Here is a 22,986-nt window from a genome sequence, read left to right on the forward strand (position 1 = left end):
GGCTGTGGAACCGCGTAAAGACTGAAATGGAGTTTGCATTGACCAAGCAATTCGCATCGCAGGGCGACCTTACCGAAAAGAAAATCTCTTTCACGGAGATCGGCCGCGACCTGTGGGCATTCACCGCCGAGGGCGATCCCAACACCGGCGTCATCATCGGCGACGATTCCGTGATGATCGTTGACGCGCAAGCCACGCCCCGCCTTGCCAACAAGGTCATCGAGAAGATCAGGACCGTTACCGACAAGCCGATCAAATATGTGGTGCTGACCCACTATCACGCCGTGCGCGTGCTTGGCGCATCGGCTTATGGCGCCTCCGAGACCATCATGTCCGAGAAGGCGCGCGCAATGGTCGTCGACCGCGGCCAGGAGGACTGGGAAAGCGAGTTCGGCAGGTTCCCGCGGCTGTTTCAGGGGCACGAGTCGATCCCCGGCCTCACCTGGCCGACCCTGACCTTCACCGACCGCGCGACGTTCTACCTCGGCAAGCGCCGGGTGGACCTCGAGTTCCTCGGCCGTGCGCACACGGCGGGCGACATCGTTGCCTACGTGCCTGACGCCAACGTCATGTTCACTGGCGACATCGTCGAATATCACTCGGCCTGCTATTGCGGCGACGGCCATTTCGGCGACTGGCCCGCCACGCTGGAATCGATCCGCTCCTTCGATCTCGACGCGATCGCGCCCGGCCGGGGTGACGCGCTGGTGGGCTCCGACATGGTCGATGAGGCGCTCGACAACACCGCCGACTTCGTCATGTCCACCTACCGGCCGGTCGCCCGCGTCGCGCAGGGTGGCGGCTCGCTCAAGGAGGCTTGGGACGCCTGCCGTGAAGCCTGCGACCCGAAGTTCGCGGACTATGCCATCTACGAGCACTGCCTGCCCTTCAACGTCGCGCGCGCCTATGACGAGGCGCTGGGCATCGACACGCCGCGCATCTGGACCGCCGATCGCGACCGGCAGATGTGGGAGGCCCTGCAGGGCTGAGGGCGAAGGGAGGAGCAGGCATGGCGTCGCTGACGGCGCATTTTTCGGCCATGGCCCGCAACAATCGCTGGTCGAACCATGTGCTGTTGCGAGCGGTCTGCTCGCTTCAGCCGGGCGAGTTCGAGGCCGAGCGCACCAGCTTCTTCCCGTCCATCGCCGAGACGCTGAACCACAATCTGGCGATTGACCGCTATTATCTCGACGCGCTCGCGCAGGGCGGCGTTGGTCCAGCCGCATTCCATGTCTTCGAGCCCTATCGCGAACCGCAGGCACTGACCGACGCCCAGCGTGCGCAGGACGAGGCGTTGATGGCATTCTGCGATCGGCTGGGGGAAAGCGATCTGGACCGAAGCGTCATCACGGATCGAGGGCGCAATGGCCAGATTCCCGAACGCATCGACAATCTGCTAGCGCATCTCTTCCAGCACCAGATTCATCATCGCGGCCAGGTTCACGCCATGCTCGCCGGCACGTCGGTAAAGCCGCCGCAACTTGACGAGTTCTTCCTCGACTACGACCGCGATCCTGAGATCGCGCGCATGGGACTGCTGTGATGCCGCGCTACGATTACAAGCCGTTTCCATACCGCACCCCGGCTGAACTCTCCGGCGGCGAACCGCGGCGCGCGCCGGTCGTCATCGTCGGCGCAGGTCCCGTCGGGCTCGCGGCTGCGATCGACTGCGCGTTGCATGGCGTGCCCTGCGTCGTTCTCGACGACAACGACGTCGTCTCGCTGGGCAGCCGCGCTATCTGCTGGTCGAAGCGCACGCTGGAGATATTCGACCGGCTCGGCATCGGCGAGCGCATGGTCGAAAAGGGCGTGACCTGGAAGGTCGGCCGCCTGTTCCACCGCGACCGCGAGGTCTGGAGCTTCGACTTGCTGCCGGAAGCGGGCCACAAGATGCCCGCCTTCATCAATCTCCAGCAATATTACGTCGAGCAATATCTGGTCGAGCGCGCCGCCGAGTTTCCCGACTTGATCGAGCTGCGGTGGAAGAACCGCGTGACGGGTGTCGCGCCCCGCGCCGACGGCGCGCAAGTCTCCATCGAGACGCCGGACGGCGCGTATACGCTCGAAGCCGACTGGCTGATCGCCTGCGACGGCGCGCGCTCGCCAGTGCGTGGTATGCTGGGCCTCGACTTTGCCGGCCGCGTGTTCGAGGAACGCTTCCTGATCGCCGATGTCGAGATGAAGGCGGAGTTCCCGTCCGAGCGCTGGTTCTGGTTCGAGCCGCCCTTCCACAACGGGCAATCGGCCCTTCTGCACAAACAGCCCGACGGCATATACCGCATCGACCTTCAGCTTGGCTGGGACGCCGACCCGGACGAGGAGAAGAAGCCGGAAAACGTCATCCCGCGCATCGAGAAGGTGATCGGGCATCGCGATTTCGAGCTCGACTGGGTGTCGGTTTACACATTCCAGTGTCGCCGACTTGAGCGGTTCATGCACGGCCGCGTCGTCTTTGCGGGAGACTCGGCCCACATCGTCTCGCCGTTTGGCGCGCGGGGCGGCAATGGCGGCATCCAGGATGTCGACAACCTGATCTGGAAGCTGGCGATGGTGGTGCGCGGCGAAGCGCCCGAGAGTCTCGTCGGCACCTACGACGAAGAGCGCATCCACGGCGCAGACGAGAACATCCTGAATTCTTCGCGCTCCACCGCTTTCATGACGCCGAAGACGGAGATGGAACGCATCTTTCGCGACAGCGTGCTCGACCTCGCCCATGAGCATGAATTTGCGCGCAAGCTTGTCAATTCCGGCCGGTTGTCGAAACCCTGCGGGCTCGGTGGTCTGTCGTTGCAGACGCCCGTTGGCAATGGGAACGGCGTTGCGCCCGGCAGCGCCATGCCCGACGCGCCGGTCGCCAACGGCGATGCCGGTTGGCTTCTCGGTCATGTCGGCGGCCGCTTCACCTTCCTTGCGGTGGAAGCTGCGATCCCTGACGATCTGCCGGCCGGTCTCGACCGCGTTCTGGTCACCGCCGACCGCTCGCGTCGCGCCAACGGTGCAACCACACTGTTCGACGAGGAAGGCCACGCCATTGCGCGCTACGGCGCGGGCCAGTCCTATCTGGTCCGTCCGGATCAGCACATCGCGGCACGATTTGACGCAGCCAGTGGTGAGGCTGTCTCCGCAGCCCTGCGGCGCGCGACGGGGAGGGGAGCATGAGCGGCGACGAAGACATCGGTGCCGACCGGCTTGGCCCCGCCGGCGACGATTTCTACGCGGCGTTTATTGCAGCGCATGAGGGCTTGAGCTTTGAAGAAAGCGCCCGGCTCAACGCCCGGTTCGTGCTGCTGCTGGCCAACGAGGTCGGCGACCTCGACCGACTGGAAAAGCTGCTGGCGGCGGCCATGAAGTAGCTGCCAGGCCCCGTGATAGGTGCGTCCTTCGAGGCTCGCTACGCTCGCACCTCAGGATGAGGACCGTAGTGCATCGAGCCGGCAGACGGTGGCTTCGATAAACTCGCCTCCCTTATTCTCCGAAGCTGGCGGAACTCGCACCTGAGGATTAGGACCGGAGTGTTTCGAGCCCCCGGAGAGTGGCTTCGATCAAACCACCTCCCTCATCCTGAGGTGCGAGCGCAGCGAGCCTCGAAGGACGCACCCATAACTGGCCGTCGACCTACTCCGCGGCTTCCGTCTTGATGACGCCGCGCCGGATCTGGTCTTCCTCGATGGATTCGAACAGCGCACGGAAATTGCCTTCGCCGAAGCCTTCGTCGCCCTTGCGCTGGATGAACTCGAAGAAGATTGGCCCGATCACGGTCTTGGAGAAGATCTGCAGCAGTATCTTGGTCGTGCCGCCGTTCACCACGCCCTCGCCGTCGATGAGGATGCCGTGCTTCTTCATCCGCTCCAGGGGTTCGTCATGCCCGTTCACGCGGTCGTACGACATTTCGTAGTAGGTCTCCGGCGGCCCGGGCATGAACTTCAGCCCGTTGTTGGCCAGCCTGTCGGTGGCGTCGTAGATGCCGTCGGTGCCGACCGCGATATGCTGGATGCCTTCGCCCTTGTATTTGCGCAGGTATTCCGCGATCTGGCTGGTGTCGTCCTTGGACTCGTTCAGCGGAATGCGGATCTTGCCGCAAGGGCTCGTGATCGCGCGGGAGACCAGCCCGGTGATGCGACCGTCAATGTCGAAGAAGTGGATCTGCGTGAAGCCGAACAGCTCGCGGTAGAAATCCCACCACTTGTCCATGTTGCCGCGATAGACGTTGTGCGTCAGGTGGTCGAGGTAATAGAAGCCCACGCCCTCGGGCCGCGGGTTGCGATCGCCCAGCCATTCGAACTCGGTGTCATAAGCCGAGCCCTTGTCGCCATATCGCTCGATGAAATATAGCAGCGACCCTCCGATTCCGACGATCGCCGGCACGTCCAGCGCCTTGTCGTCGCCTTCATAAGGAGTGGCGCCCTTGGAAACGGCGTGCTCGAAAGCATGTTGGGCGTCGACCACGCGCCACGCCATGGACGGCGCGCAAGGGCCATGCTCGCCGACGAAGCGCATGGCGTGCGAACCCGGTTCGGAATTCACCACATAGTTGATGTCGCCCTGGCGCCAGACGGTGGTGTTCTTGCTGCGATGCTTGGCGACCGGCGCATAGCCCATGCGCGAAAACAGCTCTTCCAGCTTCGCCGGGTCCTCATGCGCGAACTCGACGAACTCGAATCCGTCGGTGCCGGCGGGATTTTCCGCAGTGATTTTAGCGGGCGGTGCGTCGTGCGGGAACGGACCCATGATGTTCCTCCTTTGGGGAGCTGATTGAAGCTTGGAGGAATCCTAGCACCTGCCCTCCGCAAGGGGCTTGCATTCGGCGTGCGTAAGGTCACTATGCATGCGGGGATGATGCATCATGAGGAGGAATATCGTGGCAGTGGAGCGTCTCGACAAGTTTGACCGCAAGATACTGGCACATTTGCAGGAGGATGCGCGACTGACGAACAACGATCTTTCGGAGCGCGTGAACCTGTCACCCTCGCAATGTTCGCGCCGGCGGCAGCGCCTTGAGGATGAAGGGCTGATCCGCGGCTATCGCGCCGTCCTCGACCGCGACCGCCTCGGTTTCCCGCTCGTCAACGTCATCTCGGTGACGCTCGCGACGCACAACCGCGACAACGCACGGCGCTTTGGCGAACTTCTGACCCGGTTGCCCGAGGTGCAGGAAGCGCACGCGCTGACCGGCGAGATGGACTACATCCTGAAGGTCGTGACTCCGGACCTGAAATCATTGGCCGATTTCGTCAACGACGTGCTGCTGCCACACGATTCCGTGCAGCACGTTAAGACGGCGATCGTGCTGGAAACGCTCAAGGAGACCAACGCACTGCCTATCTGAATGTTACAAAAAAAAGCCGAAGGCATACTTTATTGTTACATAAAGTTCTGTAGGATCGCGAGCCCGGACCGGGTAAAAGGGGCATCGAGGAGCCACCCGGAAATCGGATCGTTCAGGGAGGAACAGAATGAAGCCTGCATTCTTCAAATCGCTCGTCGTCGCCGCATCGATTGCATCGGCGGGATGGCTGGCAACCACAACCACCACGCTTGCGCAGGAAGTCACCCTGCGCCTCCACCAGTTCCTGCCGCCGCAGGCAAACGTGCCGAAGCTTGTGCTGGACCCGTGGGCCGACAAGGTTGAGGCGGAGTCGGGCGGCCGCATCAAGATCGAGCGCTACCCGGCCATGCAGCTCGGCGGCACGCCGCCCCAGCTCATCGACCAGGCACAGGACGGCACGGTCGACATCGTGTGGACGCTTCCGGGCTCCACCCCGGGACGCTTCCCCTCGACAGAGGTGTTCGAACTGCCCTTCATGATGACCAACGCCGAGGCGACGTCGCGGGCCTATTGGGACCTCTTCGAGTCGCGCATGAAGGACACGGAGTTCAAGGATGTCCACGTCATCGGCGTTTGGGTCCATGGACCCGGCATGCTGCATTCCAAGACGCCGATCGAGAAGCTGGAAGACCTCACGGGCATGAAGGTGCGCGCGCCGACACGCATCATCAACACGCTTCTGGGCACGCTGGGCGCCACCCCGGTAGGCATGCCGGTGCCGCAGATCACCGAGGCGCTGTCGAAGGGTGTCATCGACGCCTGCGTCATCCCGTGGGAGGTAACGCCGGCACTGAAGGTTCCGGAATTGGTGGAGAACCACACCGAGTTCGGTGGCGACCATGCGCTCTACACGACGACCTTCGTGCTCGCGATGAACAAGGCGAAGTATGACAGCCTGCCTGACGATCTGAAGAAGGTGCTCGACGACAATTCCGGCCAGGAGTTTGCTGCCTTCGCCGGTCGTACCCAGGCCGGCGCCGACGGTCCGAGCCGCCAGATCGCCGTCGATCGCGGCAACAACATCATCACGCTCGACGAGGCCGAGGTTGCCCGGTGGCAGGAAGCCGCCCAGCCGGTGATCGACAACTGGGTCGCCGAGATGGATGGCAAGGGACTGGACGGCAAGGGCCTTCTGGAAGAAGCCCGCGCGCTGATTGAGAAATACACGGCCGCGCAGTAACATCGTCCGACAGAATGAAGCGGGGCGGATGACGAGTCCGCCCCGCTTCGCATCCGGGGAAGCCAATGAGCGTCATCATCGTCGGCGGCGGCATCGCGGGACTGTCGCTTGCGCTGTCTCTGCATCAGGCCGGCATCGCAGCCCGCGTGTTCGAGCAGGTGTCGGCGATCCGTCCGCTCGGCGTCGGCATCAACGTGCAGCCGCATGCGGTACGCGAGCTTTTCGAAATGGGGCTGGAGGCTGAACTCGAGGCCATCGGCGTGCGGACGCAGGAAGTCGCCTATTTCTCCAAGCGCGGACGCCTGATCTGGTCGGAGCCCCGCGGTCGGTTCGCCGGATACGACTGGCCGCAATTTTCGGTCCATCGCGGCATGCTGCAGACCATGCTGTTCGACGCAGTGCGCAAGCGCCTCGGGGAGGGGGCAGTCGTCACCGGCATGGCGGCCGAAGGCTTCCAAGAGTTGGGCGGCAAGGTCGAGGTGACGTTCAGCGACGCAGGCGGTGCGGCCTACCCGGCGGAGGCCGACATATTGATCGCAGCCGATGGCATCCATTCGGCCGTGCGCAGGCAGCTTTTCCCCAATGAGGGACCACCGCGATGGGGCGGGGCGGTGCTGTGGCGGGGAACGACCCGTGCCCTGCCGTTTCTGACTGGCGCGACAATGGCAATGGCCGGACACGAATGGCAGAAATTCGTCACCTACCCGATCTCGCGGCCGGATCCGGAAACCGGCGAGGCACTCATCAACTGGATCGGCGAGTTGAAATATGACGCCGGTGCCGGCTGGAACCGCGAGGACTGGAACCGTCAGGGCGACCTTGCCGATTTCCTGCCGGCTTTCGAGGACTGGCGTTTCGATTGGCTGGATTGCCCGTCGCTGATGCGCGCCGGCGGCGTATGCTTCGAATATCCCATGGTCGACCGAGACCCGCTGGAGCGCTGGACGCATGGGCGCGTCACGCTCATCGGCGACGCTGCCCACCCTATGTATCCGATCGGTTCCAACGGAGCCTCGCAGGCTATCATCGATGCGCGCGTGCTCACAAGGGCGTTCATCGACCATGGCGTGGGTCAGGAAGCGCTCGAGGCATATGAAGCAGAGCGCCGCCCGGCGACAACGCGCATCGTCGTTGCCAATCGCGGCAATGGACCGGATCAGGTAATGCAGGTCGTGGAGGAGCGTTGCGGGGGCGAGTTCGACGATGTGACGGAGGTGCTCTCCCGCACCGAGCTGGAGCAGACGGCAGCCGCTTACAAGAAGCTTGCCGGTTTCGACGTGGAGACGCTGAACGCGCGACCCTCGCTGCTTCCGCCACGTGGCGCATCGGTTCCGGCTTGAACGCGGATGGGGCAATCTGTTATGAAACATAACAAAAATGAACAACCGGACGGTTGTCGCTGCATTCGGCAGCGAGTAGCGTTCCGATCCGGACGTCTGGTGGGTGGAGGAACTGGATGAGGCGATCGGCGGCCATCGAGTGGCTGGCGCGGGCGCTCGCCATTCTCGGCGGGCTCGTGCTGGTGGTCATTACACTGCTGATCGTGGTCAGCATCACGGGCCGTGGGCTTGTGCGTCAGGGTTTGGGACCGATACCCGGCGACTTCGAGCTGGTCGAGGCTATGACCGCCTTCGCGGTCTTCTCGTTCCTGCCCTGGTGCCAGCTCCAGCGTGCGCATGCGACAGTGGATGTATTCACCAGCTTCTTTCCCGACAGGATCAACAGGGTCATCGACCTGCTCGCCGAGTTGTTGATGACGCTGGTCATGATCCTGCTCGCCTGGCGGCTCTGGTACGGCATGATGGACAAGATCCGCTATCAGGAGACGACTTTCATCCTGCAGTTTCCGGTATGGTGGGGTTTTGCAGCCGCCATGTGCGCCATCGTCGTTGGCGTGATCGTGTCCGTATACATGACGATTGTCCGGGCTCAGGAAGCGTTCGCCGGCGAAAGCCAGTTCGCACCGACGAAGGGGGGAGATGCGTCTTGAGCAATCTCGAGCTGGGTATCTACTCGTTTCCCGTCCTTCTGCTGCTGATCTTCCTGCGTATTCCCATCGGTCTGGCGATGCTGACATGCGGGCTGGCCGGCACATGGCTTATCATGGGCTCGACCGCGCCGATCCTCGCGCGCCTGAAATTCGAGACCTACTCGACGTTCTCAAGCTATTCGCTGTCGATCATCCCGCTCTTTCTGCTGATGGGGCAGTTCGCCACGCTTGGCGGTATGTCGCAGTCGCTGTTCAAGGCCGCGAATGCGTGGCTCGGCCATCGCCGTGGCGGCGTTGCCATGGCGGCCATCGGGGCCTGCGCCGGCTTCGGCGCGATCTGCGGGTCGTCCCTCGCCACGGCCGCCACGATGGCGCAGGTGGCGCTGCCCGAGCTGCGCCGCTACGGCTATTCCGGGGCGCTGGCGACCGGCACGCTTGCCGCGGGCGGCACGCTGGGTGTGCTCATTCCGCCGTCTGTCGTGCTCGTCATCTACGCGATCCTTGCCGAGCAGAACATCGCCAAGCTTTTCGTGGCTGCGTTCATTCCCGGTATCCTGGCCGCCATAGGCTACATGATCGCCATCTCGATCTATGTCAGGCTTTTCCCGGGCGCGGCCGGCTCTCACCCGAGACAGACCTATCGCGAGCGTTTCAGGGCGCTGGCCGATGTCTGGCCGGTGCTGCTGGTCTTCATCGCCGTCGTCGGCGGCATCTACACAGGCTGGTTCACGCCCACCGAAGCGGCTGCCGTGGGCGCTGCCGGCACCGGCCTGATCGCGCTGATCAATGGTGGGCTGACCCGCGAGACGCTGGTCGCTTCCATCCTCACCACCGCCTCGGCAACAGCGCTGATCTTTTTCATCGTTTTCGGCGCGGCGATCTACAACAGCTTCCTGGCGCTCTCGCAGCTTCCTGTCGAAGCCGCCGCCTTCATCACCGAGCAGGGCTTTAACCCCTGGATCGTGCTGATCTGCATCCTGCTGTTCTATCTCGCGCTTGGCTGTTTCATGGATTCGCTGTCCATGATCCTGCTCACCGTGCCGATCTTCTTCCCGATCGTTAGCGGGCTGGATTTCGGTCTCGGTGCGGAGGAGTTCGCGCTCTGGTTCGGCATACTGGTGCTGATCGTGGTCGAGGTCGGGCTGATCACACCGCCGGTGGGGATGAATCTCTTCGTCATCAACTCGATGGCAAAGGATATTCCGATCCTGCACACCTATCGCGGCGTCACGCCTTTCGTCATCAGCGACGTGGTCCGCACCGCCTTGCTGGTGCTTTTCCCGATGATCTCGCTGTTCATGGTGCGATTGCTCTATTGAGCGCAAAAGAAAACGGCCGGCATCTGCCGGCCGTCTTTCAGGTCTGTCGTAGCACTCAGCCCCGCTGCTGCGTGACCAGTCCGTAAAGGTTCGTGCAGCGGGCGCCGGAGCGGCAGTAGGCCAGTACCGGGCCGGGCAGGGCATCCAGTGCCGCCGCCTGGTCGTCCACGTTCTCCTGCGTGATCTGGCCGCTTATGACCGGAATGTAGCGGAACTCCAGCCCCGCCTCGCGAACGGCCGCCTCGATGGCATCGTGTGGCACCGCGCCATCCTCGGCATCGGGCCGGTTGGAGATCACGCTCTTGAAGCCGGCGTCCTTGATCTGCGCGATGTCGTCGATGCTGATTTGCGGGGCGACGGAATAGTTCTCGGTGATCTGGCGGATTTCCATGGATCTGTCCTGTGTCTGTGAAGCGGTGTCGGATGGCATGTAGGCATGCCGCCCCGCGCTTGCCAAGCACAGGGCGCCCGCCAATGCCGTTTTGCCGCTCAGGCAGCCGCGAACAGCCCGCCGCCGGCCGACAGCAGATATAGATGATGGTCGCCGTCGCCGAACGTCGTGTCGATCATCGTCATGCGTTTGAAGTAGTGGCCAACCGCGTATTCCATGGTCATGCCGACGCCGCCGTGAAGCTGGATCGCGTTCTCGCCGCACAGCCGCCCGCCGCGTCCTATCTCGGCCTTTGCGGCGTGCATGGCCCTGCCGCGCTCCTCCTCGTCCTCGCTGTCCGCCATCATCGTGGCGTAGAGCGCGATGGAGCGGGCCTGCTCGATGGCGACGAACATGTCCACCGCCTTGTGCTGCAGCACCTGGAACTGACCGATCGCGACGCCGAACTGCTTGCGCACTTTGAGGTAATCCACGGTCAGAGCGTGCATTGCCGCCATCACACCGACCGATTCGGCCGCCAGCGCCGCGATGCCGGCATCGACAACGCGGCGAACGAGCGGGAGCCCGTTTTCGGGATCGCCGAAGACGCCGTTCGCCCCTACCTTGACGTTGTCGAACGTGACTTCGGCCGCGCGCGCGCCATCCTGCGTTGGGTAGCCGCGCACCGAAACGCCGTTCGCCCGGGCATCGACCAGGAAGACGCCGATGCCGCCTTCGTCGCGCGGCCCGCCGGCCGTGCGCGCGGTGACGAAGAACTTGTCCGCGCTGTCGCCGTGCAGCACGACGCTCTTCTGGCCGTTCAACAGGTAGCCCTCGCCGTCCCTGGCGGCCGTCGTCTCGACATGATGAAGGTCGTAGCGCGAATTGCGTTCGACCTGCGCAAAGGCCAGTTTCAGCGAACCGTCAGCCACCGCCGGGATATACTCGGCACGCTGGTCGCCATTGCCGCCAAAACGCAGGAACGACCCGCCGAGTACGACGGTCGGGAAGTAGGGTTCGAGCGCCAGCGCGCGGCCGAGCGATTCCATCACGATCATCGTCTCGACAGGGGTGCCGCCAAGCCCCCCATCCGCCTCTGCGAACGGCAGCGCCATCAAACCCATCTCGGCGTAGCTCGCCCACATCTGCGCGCTCCACCCTTCCGGTGCGGCCATGTGGCGCTTGCGGTCTTCGAAGCCGTATTTGTCCGTCAGCAGCCGGTCGAGCGAATCCTTGAGGATCGATTGTTCTTCTGTGAGGTCGAAATCCATGTCCGTATTCGCTCCCTAGAGTCCCAGAACGGCCTTGGCGATGATGTTCTTCTGGATCTCGTTCGAGCCGCCATAGATCGAGACCTTGCGATAGTTGAAGTAGGACGGCGCGGCGTGCGCCGCGTAGTCGGGCTCGATCGGCGGCATGTTGGAACCCTCGATGTCATGATCGTGGTAGGGCAGCGCGTGCGGCCCCATCACCTGCATAAGCAGATGCGTTGTCGCCTGCTGTATCTCCGACCCCTTGATCTTGAGGATGGAAGATGCCGGGTCGGGCCGCCCGGTGTTGCCGCGCTTGGCATCGGCTGCCACCACGCGAAGCTGGGTCAGCTCCAGCGCCTTCAGTTCGATCTCGACCGCCGTCAGCTTTTCGAGGAAACGCGGATCCTCGATCAGCGGCCTGCCGCGTGACATTTCCTTGCCGGCAAGCTCGCGAATGCGGGCGATGCGCTGCTTCGACATGCCGACACGGGCGATGTTGGTGCGCTCGTTGCCGAGCAGGAACTTGGCGTAGTCCCAGCCTTTGTTTTCCTCGCCGACGAGGTTCTCGACCGGCACCCGCACGTCGGTGAGGAACACCTCGTTGACCTCGCGCCCACCGTCGATGGTGACGATCGGCCGTACCTCGATGCCGGGCGTCTTCATGTCGATCAGCAGGAAGGAGATGCCTTCCTGTTTCTTCACCTGCGTGTCCGTGCGCACCAGGCAGAAAATCCAGTCGGCATATTGCGCCAGTGTCGTCCATGTCTTCTGGCCGTTGACGATGTAATGGTCGCCGTCGCGCACCGCCCGCGTCTTCAGCGAGGCGAGGTCGGAGCCCGCGCCGGGCTCGGAGAAGCCCTGGCACCACCAGTCGTCCAGATTGGCGATGCGCGGCAGGTATTGCGCCTTCTGTGCCTCGTTGCCGAAGGTATAGATGACTGGTCCGACCATATTCACGCCGAAGGCGAGCGGCTGCGGCGCAGGCCATTTCTGCGTCTCTTCGAGGAAGATGTACTGCCGCATCGGATCCCAGCCGGTGCCGCCGTATTTTTCCGGCCAGTGCGGAACGGCCCAGCCCTTCTGGTTGAGAATGCGTGACCAGCTTACGAGGTCTTCCTTGTTGCCGTATTCGCCATTGTTCAGGCGCTGGCGGACATCTTCGGGCAGGTTCTCTTTCAGGAACGCGCGCACCTCGTCGCGGAAGGCCAGTTCCTCGGGCGTGTATCGAAGGTCCATCTGTATTCCTCCAATGTTGATTTGCCCCCGCCGCCGCGCCGGGCCTGCCTCAGGCAGAGCAGCCGACGTTGCTATCATCTTCGAAGGTAAGTCCTCACCCGTTCGGGGGAAGAGCCGTCATCGAAGGCGGTAAAGGGGCGGTATAAGTCAGGCGATCTCGAACAGCCCGGCAGCGCCCATGCCGCCGCCGACGCACATCGTCACCACAGCGTATTTCGCGCCGCGCCGCTTGCCTTCGATCAGTGCGTGGCCGGCCAGTCGCGAGCCGCTCATGCCGTAGGGGTGGCCGAGTGCGATCGCGCCGCCGTTAACGTTGAGCTTCTCCGGGTCGATGCCGAGCCGGTCGCGGCAGTAGAGGACCTGCACTGCGAAGGCCTCGTTGAGCTCCCAGAGACCGATGTCGTCAACCTTCAGGCCGTGGCGCTCCAGCAGGCGCGGCACCGCGAAGACCGGACCGATACCCATCTCGTCAGGCTCGCACCCTGCGACCGCGAAGCCGCGGAAAATGCCCAGCGGGGTCAGGCCGCGCTTTTCGGCTTCGTTGGAACTCATCATGACGTTGGCCGAAGCCCCGTCTGAGAGCTGGCTGGCATTGCCGGCGGTGATCGTGCCGCCCTCGCGCACCGGCTTCAGGGCGGCCAGGCCCTCGGCGGTGGTTTCGGGACGTGGGCCCTCGTCATGCGCGATCTCCACGTCGCGATGGCTGACTTCTTTCGTCTCCTTGTCGATGACGGCCATGCGCGTCTTGATCGGAGCGATCTCGTCGGTGAACTTGCCTGCCTCGCGGGCGGCCGCCACGCGCCGCTGGCTCTCCAGCCCGTATTCGTCCTGCCTCTCGCGCGAGATGCCGTAGCGCTTTGCGACCACCTCGGCCGTGTCGATCATCGGCATGTAGACGTCGGCGGCTGGGCCGGTCAGCGTCTTGTCGACAAGCCGGAACGTGTTGCGATGGTCGTTCTGCACCAGGCTGATCGATTCCAGCCCGCCGGCGATGCCGGCTACGACGCCGTCATTACGGATCGCGTTTGCAAGCAGCGCCATCGACTGCAGGCCGGACGAGCATTGACGGTCGATGGTGGTTCCCGCCGCCGTTACCGGCAGCCCGGCGACGAGGAGGGCGCGCCGTGCGACGTTCAGCCCGGTCGTGCCTTCCTGCATAGCGCAGCCCATGATCACGTCCTCGATCTCGCCGCCCTCCAGGCCCGAGCGCTTCAGCGCGTGGCTGATCGCATGGGCGCCGAGCGTGGCGCCGGGCGTGTCGTTGAGCCCGCCGCGATAGGCCTTGCCGACCGGGGTTCGTGCGGTTGAGACGATGACGGCATCAGCCATGTTGTTCTCCCTGTGGGTTCAAGAAACCTTGGCGGGTTCTTGCCGCGCGGCTTCTTCCTGTTTGAGCTGGAGTTTGGAAAGCTTGCCGACCGAGGTTCGCGGCAGAGCGTCCCGGATTTCGACAAGCGTGGGCAATTCGTGCGGACCGAGCCGCGATTTGAGGAAGGTGCGCAGTGCCTCGATCGTGAGCTGCGGCGCGCCTGCCTTCAACTTGAGGAATGCCTTCGGCGTCTCGCCGCGATAACCGTCGGGCACGCCCAGCACCAACACCTCCTCGACGTCGGGATGCTCGTATATCGCCTGCTCGATCATCTGCGGATAGACGTTATAGCCGCCGCACAGGATCATGTCCTTCTTCCGATCCACGATGGTGAAGAAGCCGTCCTCGTCCATGAAGCCGATGTCGCCGGTCAGCAGTCCGCCTTCGCTGAAGGCCGCGCGCGTCTCGTCCTCGCGGTTCAGGTATCCGGCCGTGACGTTCGGCCCGAACACCCGCAACTCCCCGGTCTCGCCGGTGGACAGCACGCGCGTCGGGTCGTCGAGCGCGACGATGTCGAGATGAACGCCCGGCAGCGGCACCCCGATGGTCGCCACCTTGTCCGGCCGGTTGATGGGAATGTTTGTGCCTGCGGGCGATGTCTCCGTCATGCCCCAGCCGCCTAGAATGGCGTGGCCGGTTGCTGCCCGCAGCCGCCGCGCGATCTCGACCGGCAGCGGCGCGCCGCCCGATGCGCAGTAGCGCAAAGAGCTGAAGTCGCGTTTCTCGAAACCCGGCACGGATGCGATTGCGATCCACATGGTCGGCACGCCGGGAAAGCTGGTCGCGCCGGCCTCGATTTCCGCCAAAGCGGTCTCGGCGTCGAAGCGCGTATGCAGGATCAACTCCTGGCCATTGTTCAGCGTCCGCAGCATCACCGCTACCAGGGCGTAGATATGGAACAGCGGGAGAAACAGCAGCACCCGCTCCTGACCTGGGCGGGAAAGGTTCCACCCGTTGAACCACAGGTCGTAGCTTGAAACGGCGGTCGATAGGTTGCGGTGGCTCAGCATCGCCCCCTTGGGCATACCGGTGGTGCCGCCGGTATATTGCAGCAGGGCAATGTCATCGAGACCGACGGTGGGAAAGCGTTCGGCCTGCGCACCGGCGACGAAGTCTGCGAAGGTGACGATCTCTGCGCCTGAGATCACTTCGCCGGGTGTCGCTGGAGGTCCCCACGCGCTGTCCTCGCCAAGGATGATCTTATCGACCGCTCCATCCCTCAGCAGCGCCTCCGCGCGCTGTCCCAGATTGCCGATATTCGTCGTCACCAACAGCCTTGCGCCGCTGTCGGCAAGCTTGTGGGCAAGCACGCGCTCGCTGTCGAGCGGCGACAGATGCACCACCGCCGCGCCGGCCTTGAGCGCGCCGAAGAAGGCGATCGGGTGATAGAGGGTGTTGGGCAGCAGCAGCGCTACCTTCGACCCGCGGGCGATGCCGTGGCGCATGAAAGCGGCCGCGCAAAGCTCCACCTCGGTTGCCAGCGCATCGTAGCCGAGCACCGTATCGCGAAAGCGGAATGCCGCCTTGCTTCCCCAGCGCGCCGCCGCCCGATCGACGATCTCGTGAACCGGAAAGGCCGCGAGTGCGACCTCCGGCACGAGGCCGGGCGGGTAGGCGCTTCTCCAGGGAGCGGCGGCCAGGTTCATCGCGCTCAGGCCGCTGGCCGGCCCGAGAAGCTGCCGCCGTCCTCGGCCATCTGCTTGAGGAGGGCCGCGGGCTTGAACACGTCCTTGCCCGTCTTGCCGTGCCAGTATTCCAGACGCTCGACGATCTTCCTCAGCCCTTCGGTATCGGCCCAGAACATCGGACCGCCCTTGCCGATCGGAAAGCCGTAGCCATTGGTCCAGACGATGTCGATGTCGGACGGCCGCGCGGCGATCTTCTCCTCGAGGATGCGGGCGCCTTCGTTGATCATCGGATAGAGCGTGCGCTCGGTGATCTCGTCGTCGGAGATGTCGCGCCGGTTGACGCCGCGCTCGCGCGCCTTCTCTTCGATCAGCTTTGCCACTTCCGGATCGGGGATCGGCTTTCGCGACCCCTGTTCGTAGAGATAGAAGCCCTTGCCCGTCTTCTGGCCGAAGCGGCCGGCTTCGCACAGCGCGTCGCCGATCGCGGCCGTCTTGCCAAGCGACTTGCGGTTGCGCCAGCCGATGTCGAGACCCGCGAGGTCGCCCATCGCGAACGGCCCCATCGGCCAGCCGAAATCGGCGAAGACCTTGTCGATCTGCTCGGGAGATGCGCCTTCCAGCAGCAGGTCCTCGCCTTCGGCCGAACGCGCGCCGAGCATGCGATTGCCGACGAAGCCGTGGCAGACGCCGACGACGACCGGTACCTTGCCGATCTTGCGGGCGACGGTGAGAGCCGTCAGAAGGACGTCGGGCGCTGTCTTGTCGCCGCGCACGATCTCCAGCAGCCGCATCACGTTTGCCGGCGAGAAGAAATGCAGCCCTACGACGTCCTGCGGCCGGCCGGTTGATGCCGCGATCTCGTCGACGTCGAGGTAGGACGTGTTGGAAGCGAGGATCGCGCCGGGCTTGGCGATTGCGTCGAGCCTGCCGAAGACCTCCTTCTTGACGCCCATCTCCTCGAAAACGGCTTCGATGATGAGGTCGCAATCGGCAAGGTCAGCATAATTTGTCGTGCGCGAGAAGCGGCCCATGCGCTCGGCCTTGGCCTCCTCGCTCAGCGAGCCGCGCGAGACCGAGATCCCGTAATTCTTGTCGATGGTGGCAAAGCCGCGGTCGAGCGCTTCGTCGCTCATTTCGAGGATCGTGACCGGGTATCCGCCATTGACGAAGGACATGGCGATGCCGCCGCCCATCGTCCCGGCACCGATCACGCCAACCTTCTTGACCGCGCGCGGCTGGACCTCCTTGCTGACGCCCGGCACTTTGGCCGCCTCGCGCTCGGCAAAGAACAGGTGGCGCTGGGCGCGCGACTGCACGCCGTTGACGAGCCCGATGAAGAGCTCGCGTTCCTTTTTCAACGCTTCATCGAAGGGCAGGGTGACGGCATTGCGAACGGCAGTGGCGCAGGCAAGCGGCGCTTCGAGCCCGCGCGTCTTCCTGGTCGCCTCCTTGACCGCCGCCTCGAAACCGGAGAGGTCGGCGCGTGCAGGAGCGATCTTGTCGTCGCGATCACGCACCGGAACATGCGGGCCGCCATCGGCCACCCTGGCCTTTGCGAAGGCAATGGCATCGGCTGTCAGATCGCCCGCGGCGATGGCATCGACCACACCGGCCTCCAGCGCTGCTGAGGCGTTGATCGGGTTGCCGGAGACGATCATCGCCACTGCCTTTTCGGGACCAACGAGGCGCGGCAGGCGCACCGTGCCGCCAGCTCCTGGCAGAAGGCCGAGCTTGACCTCGGGTAGGCCGACCTTGGCGCCCTTGTCGGCGACGCGGTAATGGCAGGCGAGCGCCAGCTCGAGCCCGCCGCCCAGTGCGGTGCCGTGAATGGCGGCGACCGCCGGCTTGGGCAGCGATTCCAGCAGCGCACAGAGTTCCGGCAGGGAGGGGCTTGCAAGCGCCTTCGGCGTGCCGAATTCCGTGATGTCGGCGCCGGATATGAAGGTGCGCCCGGCGCAGGCGATGACAATCCCCTCGACCGCCGCATCGTCTCGTGCGGCTTCCAGCGCCTTGAACAAAGGCTCGCGCAGGTGGTGGCTGAGCGCGTTGACCGGCGGATTGTCCAGCGTGATGACCGCGATTGCGCCATCGCGCGCCACTGTCACATAGTCACTCATGGGTCGTATCCTCGGTGTTCGTTGTCTTGGGATGGCGGCGTCAGCGCCAGCCGGCGTCGTTCAGGAACCCGCCGATCAGTCGGGCGGTTTCATCCGGTCTTTCGATACACGGCAGGTGGCCGGCGCCCTCGATGATCTCGAAGCGCGCGCCCTCGATCAGGTCGGCGGTCGAGCGCACGAGATCGGGCGGTGTCGATCCGTCCTGGCCGCCGACGACGCAGAGCACCGGCAGCTTCAGCGCGCGGGTGGATTCCGTCAAGTCGGCATCGCGCAGTGCCGCGCAGGTTCCCGCATAGCCGTCGACGTTCGTCCGCGTCAGCATTGCTGTGTATCCAACATAGTCGGCGTTTTCGGGGTCGCGGTAACCGACGGTGAACCAGCGCTCCAGGATCGCGCCGGCAATAGATTCGATGCCGTTCTTCGTCACCGCGTCGATGCGGGTGTTCCACAATTCGTCATTGCCGATCTTGTGGGCCGTGTCGCATAGCACCAGCGCCGCGACATGGTCGGGCCGCATCGCTGCCAGCCCCTGCGCGATCAGGCCCCCGACCGACAGGCCGACGACGCCCGCCTTCTCGATTCCGAGATGGTCGAGCAGCGCAGCGAGATCGTGCACGTGGTCGATCAGACGATAGGGCGCGGGCGTCGCCTCCGACAGGCCATGGCCGCGCTTGTCGTAGAGCACGATGCGATAATCGTCGCCTAGCGTCTCCGCGACCTTGTCCCAGATGCGGAAGTCGGTGCCAAGCGAATTGGAGAACACCAAAACAGGCCCGTCAGGCCTGCCGCGTACGTCATGATGCAGAACGACGCCGTTCACCCGCGCGAACGCCATATGGCTCCTCCCTCAAGAACATACTACCGAGTATGTTGCATCATCGGAGCGCGGTCAATCGTGCCTGTAAGGAATTTCAGGCGCGATCGAGCCCCGACAGATCCAGCTCGTCCGGCAACGGTGCGAAATAGGCGTCGACATCGGCCGTTGAAACGCCGTCGAGCCCGGCAGGTTGCCAGTTGGGCGCGTTGTCCTTGTCGATGATGACTGCGCGCACGCCTTCATAGAAGTCGACGCCATCGATGATGCGGCTGACGATCCGGTATTCGATGCCCATGCAGGCCTCGAACTCCACCTTTGCGCCCTCCTGCATCTGCCGCAGCGCGATCTTGAGGCTGGTGGGCGACTTCTGGCGCATGGTTGCAGCCTGCTTGGCTGCCCATTCGGCATGCTCGCCGGTTTCTGCATCGAGCAGCGCCAAAATCTCTTCCACGGTGTTGGCGGAAAAGCAACGATCGATCACCGGCTGCAGGGCCGGTGCCTTGGCTCCATCCAGAACCTGGGCGAATGACGCAAGCGTGGCGTCGGGATCGCCCTTGTCGCAAAGCGCCTCCAGGATTGCATCGAAATCGGCCGAACGGGCGGCATGGGTGGCGAAACCTGTCCACAGCGCATCCGCCTGGCCGAGCCGTGCTGCGGTGAGCCCAAGCCAGGTACCGGTCCTGCCGGGCAGGCGAGGCAGGAAGTAGGTGCCGCCGACATCGGGAAAGAAGCCGATGCCGGTCTCGGGCATCGCGAACATCAGCTTTTCTCCAGCCACGCGATGACTGCCATGAACGGAAAGGCCGACACCGCCGCCCATCACGATACCGTCCACCAGTGCCACATAGGGCTTCGGATAACGCTTGATGAACGCATTGAGTCGGTATTCGTCGCGATAGAAGGAGCGTATCGCCGGGTCGCCGGCCTTACCCCAGTCGTGGAGCTGGCGAATGTCGCCGCCCGCGCAGAACGCCTTTTCGCCGGCGGCCTTGACGATCACGAGTTCCACCTTCGGATCGTTCGCCCAGGCAACGAGCTGGGGATGCATCAGTGCGACCATGTTGCTGTTGAGCGCGTTGAGCGCTTTGGGCCGGTTGAGCGTGACCACGCCCGCACGGCCGCGCGTCTCGAAGATGATGTCCGGCTCGTCGCTCATGCGGCTCCTCCTTGCTGCTTCGAGGCGACCATAGCGGCTATCGTTCGTGCTGGAACATCAAAATGCGCACCGCCGTTGTGCGCCCCGTCAATCGAGCCGGTAGGGCACCGCGCCGCGATGGTTGTGGTCCACCACCAGCCTGCGCTTGAGCGGCGGCACCGCGCGTTGCGCGCAGTTGGGCCTTTCGCAGATACGGCAGGATATGCCGATCGGGTCGAAGCCGGCGCGGTTGGCAATGTCGAGATCGTCGGCATAGACGAAGTCGCCCGCATGCGTCACTTCGCAGCCCACCGCGATGGCATAGCGCCGCTGCGGTGCACGGAAGCCCCCGCCGCCCTTCGATATCTCCGTTGCGAGACACAGATAGCGCACCCCGTCCGGCGTTTCGGCAAGCTGGCGGATGATGCGCCCCGGCGTCTCGAACGCCTGATGCACGTTCCACAACGGACAGGCCGCGCCGAAGCGTGCGAATTGCAGCTTGGCCGCGCTGTGCCGCTTGGTGATGTTGCCGGCACGGTCGATGCGGGCGAAGAAGATCGGCACACCCTTGCGGCCGGGGCGCTGCATTGTGGAAAGCCGATGGGCGATCTGTTCGACGCTGGCGCCGAAGCGGCTCGCCAGCAGGTCGAGGTCGTGGCGCAGTTCCCGCGCCGATGCCAGCAACGCTTCGTAAGGCATCATCAGTGCGCCGGCGAAATAGTTGGCGAGCCCGATACGGCAGATCTCGACGGCCTCGCCGCTGTGGAAGCCGGCATTCTCCGCGATGGTTGCGATGGTCTCCGCCATCTCGAGTTCGCCGATCTGGAATGCGGCCTGAAAGCTGCGGGTCGAGACTGGCGAGAAGGGATTGAGGTGCAGCGTGCGCCTGACGGGGTCGAAGCGCCGCAGCAGGTTTTCTTCAGGTGCTGCGCGCGCGGTCGTCACCCCATGCTGACGCTCGAGATAGTCGGGCAGGGCGGCAGAAGGGTCGCGGTCGGGGATGCCAAGCTTTGCAGCCAGTTCCTCGGCGGCGATGTCAAGTTCATGGATGTAGTTGTCGACGAAGTGGAAGAAGTCGCGCACCTCCTCATAGGCGCTTGGCTCAGCCACGCCGGCCCCGCGGCCAATCGTATCGTCGAAGCTCGCAAGCTGTTCGGAATTGCGTCGATAGGCCTGATGCGCGGTGATAAGCGCGTGCGCGAAGCCGGGCGCGTTCTGGGTTACCAGCTTCATTTCCTGGAGACTTGGTTTGAAATTCTCGAACAACGGATCAGTCACCGCCTCGGACAGCGCCGACAGCAGCCTGTCGCTCTCCCCGGACGAGAAATCGGAGATTTCGATGCGAAAGGTCTCGGCCAGCGCCAGCAGCACGGCCGCCGACACGGAGCGCTGGTTGTTCTCGATCTGGTTCAGGTAGCTTGTCGATATGCCGATGCGCTCGGCAAACGCTGCCTGCGCAAGGCGGTTGGCCTCGCGCAGGTCGCGTATCTTACGGCCGATGAACAGTTTGGTGTTTCGCATTTCGCAAATTCGCTTTTTGCAATATTGCGAAACCTACTTTATGCGCCTCCGCCCGTTCAAGTCTTTTCGCCGTCTTGCTAAGGCGTTATGCCGGAAAGTGCCGGCCATGCCGCAACAAACGCGAACAAACTGCCCAGGGGACGCCCGATGCACAGACAAGCCGACGCCGCGCGGGGATACCGCTGATGCGCGAAATCCTTGAGCAACTGGAAGAGCGCCGCGCCCAGGCGCGCCTCGGCGGCGGCCAGAAGCGCATCGATGCGCAGCACGCCAAGGGCAAGCTGACGGCGCGCGAGCGCATCGAGGTGCTGCTCGACGAAGGCTCCTTCGAGGAATTCGACATGTACGTCGCCCACCGCGCGGTGGATTTCGGCATGGGGAGCCAGAAGTATCCCGGCGACGGCGTCGTCACGGGCTGGGGTACCATCAACGGCCGGCTCGTCTATGTCTTTTCGCAGGATTTCACCGTGCTTGGCGGCTCTCTGTCAGAGACCCATGCGCAGAAGATCTGCAAGATTATGGATATGGCGGTGCGCAACGGCGCGCCGGTAATCGGCCTTAACGACAGCGGCGGCGCGCGCATCCAGGAGGGTGTTGCCTCGCTTGCCGGCTATGCCGATGTTTTCAAGCGCAATGTCGACGCCTCCGGCGTCGTGCCGCAGATCTCCGTCATCATGGGGCCGTGCGCGGGCGGCGCGGTGTATTCGCCGGCGATGACCGACTTCATCTTCATGGTGCGCGATAGCTCATACATGTTCGTCACCGGGCCGGACGTGGTGAAAACCGTCACCAACGAGATCGTAACTGCGGAAGAGCTTGGCGGGGCGCGTACGCACACGCAGAAATCCTCCGTCGCCGACGGCGCCTTCGACGATGATGTCGAGACCCTGGAACAGGTACGACGGCTATTCGATTTCCTGCCGCTCAACAATCGCGAAAAGCCGCCGGTGCGGCCCTTCCACGACGACCCGGACCGGACGGCGATGCGGCTCGACACGCTCATTCCCGATTCCGCCAACAAGCCCTACGACATGAAGGAGCTGATCCTGGCGCTGGCCGACGAGGGCGATTTCTTCGAGATTCAGGAAGCGTTCGCCCGCAACATCATCACCGGCTTCATGCGTATCGAAGGGCAGACCGTGGGCGTGGTCGCCAACCAGCCGATGGTGCTGGCGGGCTGCCTGGACATCGATTCATCGCGCAAGGCGGCGCGCTTCGTGCGCTTCTGCGACGCCTTCTCGATCCCGATCCTGACGCTGGTCGACGTGCCTGGCTTCCTGCCGGGCACCGCGCAGGAATATGGCGGCGTGATCAAGCACGGCGCCAAGCTGCTGTTCGCCTATAGCCAGGCGACGGTGCCGATGGTCACGCTCATCACTCGCAAGGCCTATGGCGGCGCCTACGACGTCATGGCGTCGAAGCATATCGGCGCCGACATCAACTACGCCTGGCCGACGGCCGAGATTGCGGTCATGGGGGCGAAGGGCGCCACCGAAATCCTCTACCGCTCCGAGCTTGGCGACGCTGACAAGATCGCCGAGCGCACCAAGGAATACGAGATCAACTTCGCCAACCCCTTCAAGGCGGCCGAGCGTGGCTTCATCGACGAGGTTATCCTGCCGCATTCATCCCGCAAGCGTATCGCGCGAGCCTTCGCCGCGCTGCGCACGAAGAAGCTCGACCAGCCCTGGAAGAAACACGACACGATCCCCCTGTGAGGAACGA

General features: G+C 63.9%; 20 protein-coding genes. 10 read left to right on the top strand and 10 right to left on the bottom strand.

From position 1 onward, the window contains the following. Positions 1-38 precede the first annotated feature (38 nt). The 4 genes from V1479_RS07530 to V1479_RS07545 are packed head-to-tail and all read left to right on the top strand — an operon-like array spanning position 39 to position 3,353. Complete coding sequence (locus V1479_RS07530; protein ID WP_368802357.1) at positions 39-989, top strand: MBL fold metallo-hydrolase; 951 nt, start codon at positions 39-41, stop codon at positions 987-989. 20 nt (positions 990-1,009) lie between these two features. After that, positions 1,010-1,543, top strand: coding sequence for a DinB family protein (locus V1479_RS07535; RefSeq protein ID WP_368802358.1), 534 nt, complete (start codon positions 1,010-1,012; stop codon positions 1,541-1,543). Beyond that, entirely contained in the window at positions 1,543-3,159 is a 1,617-nt protein-coding gene (locus V1479_RS07540) for an FAD-dependent oxidoreductase (protein WP_368802359.1), read from the top strand. Before V1479_RS07535 ends, V1479_RS07540 begins: the two co-directional genes overlap by 1 nt. Beyond that, the gene (locus V1479_RS07545) at positions 3,156-3,353 is read left to right on the top strand and encodes a DUF2783 domain-containing protein (RefSeq protein ID WP_368802360.1); all 198 of its coding nucleotides are present in this window, start codon (positions 3,156-3,158) and stop codon (positions 3,351-3,353) included. The genes V1479_RS07540 and V1479_RS07545 overlap by 4 nt, the downstream gene beginning before the upstream one ends. A 262-nt stretch (positions 3,354-3,615) precedes the next feature. Here the strand turns inward: V1479_RS07545 and hppD are convergent, their stop codons facing one another. After that, positions 3,616-4,728, bottom strand: coding sequence for a 4-hydroxyphenylpyruvate dioxygenase (gene hppD, locus V1479_RS07550; RefSeq protein WP_368802361.1), 1,113 nt, complete (start codon positions 4,726-4,728; stop codon positions 3,616-3,618). A gap of 115 nt (positions 4,729-4,843) precedes the next feature. Here hppD and V1479_RS07555 point away from each other — a divergent pair, with 115 nt between their 5' ends. From V1479_RS07555 to V1479_RS07575, 5 genes are all read left to right on the top strand, one after another. Next, the gene (locus V1479_RS07555; protein WP_194248433.1) at positions 4,844-5,326 is read left to right on the top strand and encodes an Lrp/AsnC family transcriptional regulator; all 483 of its coding nucleotides are present in this window, start codon (positions 4,844-4,846) and stop codon (positions 5,324-5,326) included. A 127-nt stretch (positions 5,327-5,453) separates the two neighbouring features. After that, positions 5,454-6,506, top strand: coding sequence for a TRAP transporter substrate-binding protein (locus tag V1479_RS07560; RefSeq protein WP_368802362.1), 1,053 nt, complete (start codon positions 5,454-5,456; stop codon positions 6,504-6,506). A 65-nt stretch (positions 6,507-6,571) separates the two neighbouring features. Further along, complete coding sequence (locus V1479_RS07565) at positions 6,572-7,846, top strand: flavin-dependent oxidoreductase (protein WP_368802363.1); 1,275 nt, start codon at positions 6,572-6,574, stop codon at positions 7,844-7,846. A gap of 116 nt (positions 7,847-7,962) precedes the next feature. Further along, positions 7,963-8,496: a TRAP transporter small permease gene (locus tag V1479_RS07570; RefSeq protein WP_368802364.1), complete on the top strand. Its 534-nt coding sequence runs from the start codon at positions 7,963-7,965 to the stop codon at positions 8,494-8,496. Then, positions 8,493-9,815, top strand: a complete 1,323-nt coding sequence (locus tag V1479_RS07575) for a TRAP transporter large permease (protein WP_368802365.1) — start codon at positions 8,493-8,495, stop codon at positions 9,813-9,815. Before V1479_RS07570 ends, V1479_RS07575 begins: the two co-directional genes overlap by 4 nt. Positions 9,816-9,870: 55 nt before the next feature. On the opposite strand, the gene V1479_RS07580 is transcribed toward V1479_RS07575, so the two are convergent. The 9 genes from V1479_RS07580 to V1479_RS07620 form a co-directional block, all read right to left on the bottom strand. Beyond that, the gene (locus V1479_RS07580; RefSeq protein ID WP_173186794.1) at positions 9,871-10,206 is read right to left on the bottom strand and encodes a protein tyrosine phosphatase family protein; all 336 of its coding nucleotides are present in this window, start codon (positions 10,204-10,206) and stop codon (positions 9,871-9,873) included. A gap of 98 nt (positions 10,207-10,304) precedes the next feature. Then, positions 10,305-11,456, bottom strand: a complete 1,152-nt coding sequence (locus V1479_RS07585) for an acyl-CoA dehydrogenase family protein (protein WP_368802366.1) — start codon at positions 11,454-11,456, stop codon at positions 10,305-10,307. A gap of 15 nt (positions 11,457-11,471) precedes the next feature. Continuing rightward, on the bottom strand, positions 11,472-12,674 hold the full coding sequence (gene pimC / locus V1479_RS07590; RefSeq protein ID WP_368802367.1) for a pimeloyl-CoA dehydrogenase large subunit: 1,203 nt from the start codon (positions 12,672-12,674) through the stop codon (positions 11,472-11,474). 147 nt (positions 12,675-12,821) lie between these two features. Further along, on the bottom strand, positions 12,822-14,003 hold the full coding sequence (locus V1479_RS07595; protein WP_368802368.1) for an acetyl-CoA C-acyltransferase: 1,182 nt from the start codon (positions 14,001-14,003) through the stop codon (positions 12,822-12,824). 18 nt (positions 14,004-14,021) lie between these two features. Then, positions 14,022-15,689, bottom strand: coding sequence for an AMP-binding protein (locus V1479_RS07600; protein WP_368802369.1), 1,668 nt, complete (start codon positions 15,687-15,689; stop codon positions 14,022-14,024). Positions 15,690-15,694: 5 nt separating this feature from the next. Next, on the bottom strand, positions 15,695-17,788 hold the full coding sequence (locus tag V1479_RS07605; protein WP_368802370.1) for a 3-hydroxyacyl-CoA dehydrogenase NAD-binding domain-containing protein: 2,094 nt from the start codon (positions 17,786-17,788) through the stop codon (positions 15,695-15,697). A 40-nt stretch (positions 17,789-17,828) separates the two neighbouring features. Beyond that, the gene (pcaD, locus tag V1479_RS07610) at positions 17,829-18,623 is read right to left on the bottom strand and encodes a 3-oxoadipate enol-lactonase (RefSeq protein ID WP_173186783.1); all 795 of its coding nucleotides are present in this window, start codon (positions 18,621-18,623) and stop codon (positions 17,829-17,831) included. Between the two features lie 76 nt (positions 18,624-18,699). Continuing rightward, the gene (locus tag V1479_RS07615; RefSeq protein ID WP_368802371.1) at positions 18,700-19,761 is read right to left on the bottom strand and encodes an enoyl-CoA hydratase/isomerase family protein; all 1,062 of its coding nucleotides are present in this window, start codon (positions 19,759-19,761) and stop codon (positions 18,700-18,702) included. 87 nt (positions 19,762-19,848) lie between these two features. Continuing rightward, positions 19,849-21,261, bottom strand: a complete 1,413-nt coding sequence (locus V1479_RS07620) for a helix-turn-helix domain-containing protein (RefSeq protein ID WP_368802372.1) — start codon at positions 21,259-21,261, stop codon at positions 19,849-19,851. Positions 21,262-21,446: 185 nt separating this feature from the next. Here V1479_RS07620 and V1479_RS07625 point away from each other — a divergent pair, with 185 nt between their 5' ends. Next, positions 21,447-22,979 (top strand): acyl-CoA carboxylase subunit beta, encoded by a 1,533-nt coding sequence (locus V1479_RS07625; protein ID WP_368802373.1) that lies wholly within the window; start codon positions 21,447-21,449, stop codon positions 22,977-22,979. The last annotated feature ends 7 nt before the right edge of the window (positions 22,980-22,986 follow it).

The sequence above is a fragment of the Neoaquamicrobium sediminum genome, assembly GCF_040970315.1.
GTDB classification, from domain to species: domain Bacteria; phylum Pseudomonadota; class Alphaproteobacteria; order Rhizobiales; family Rhizobiaceae; genus Aerobium; species Aerobium sediminum.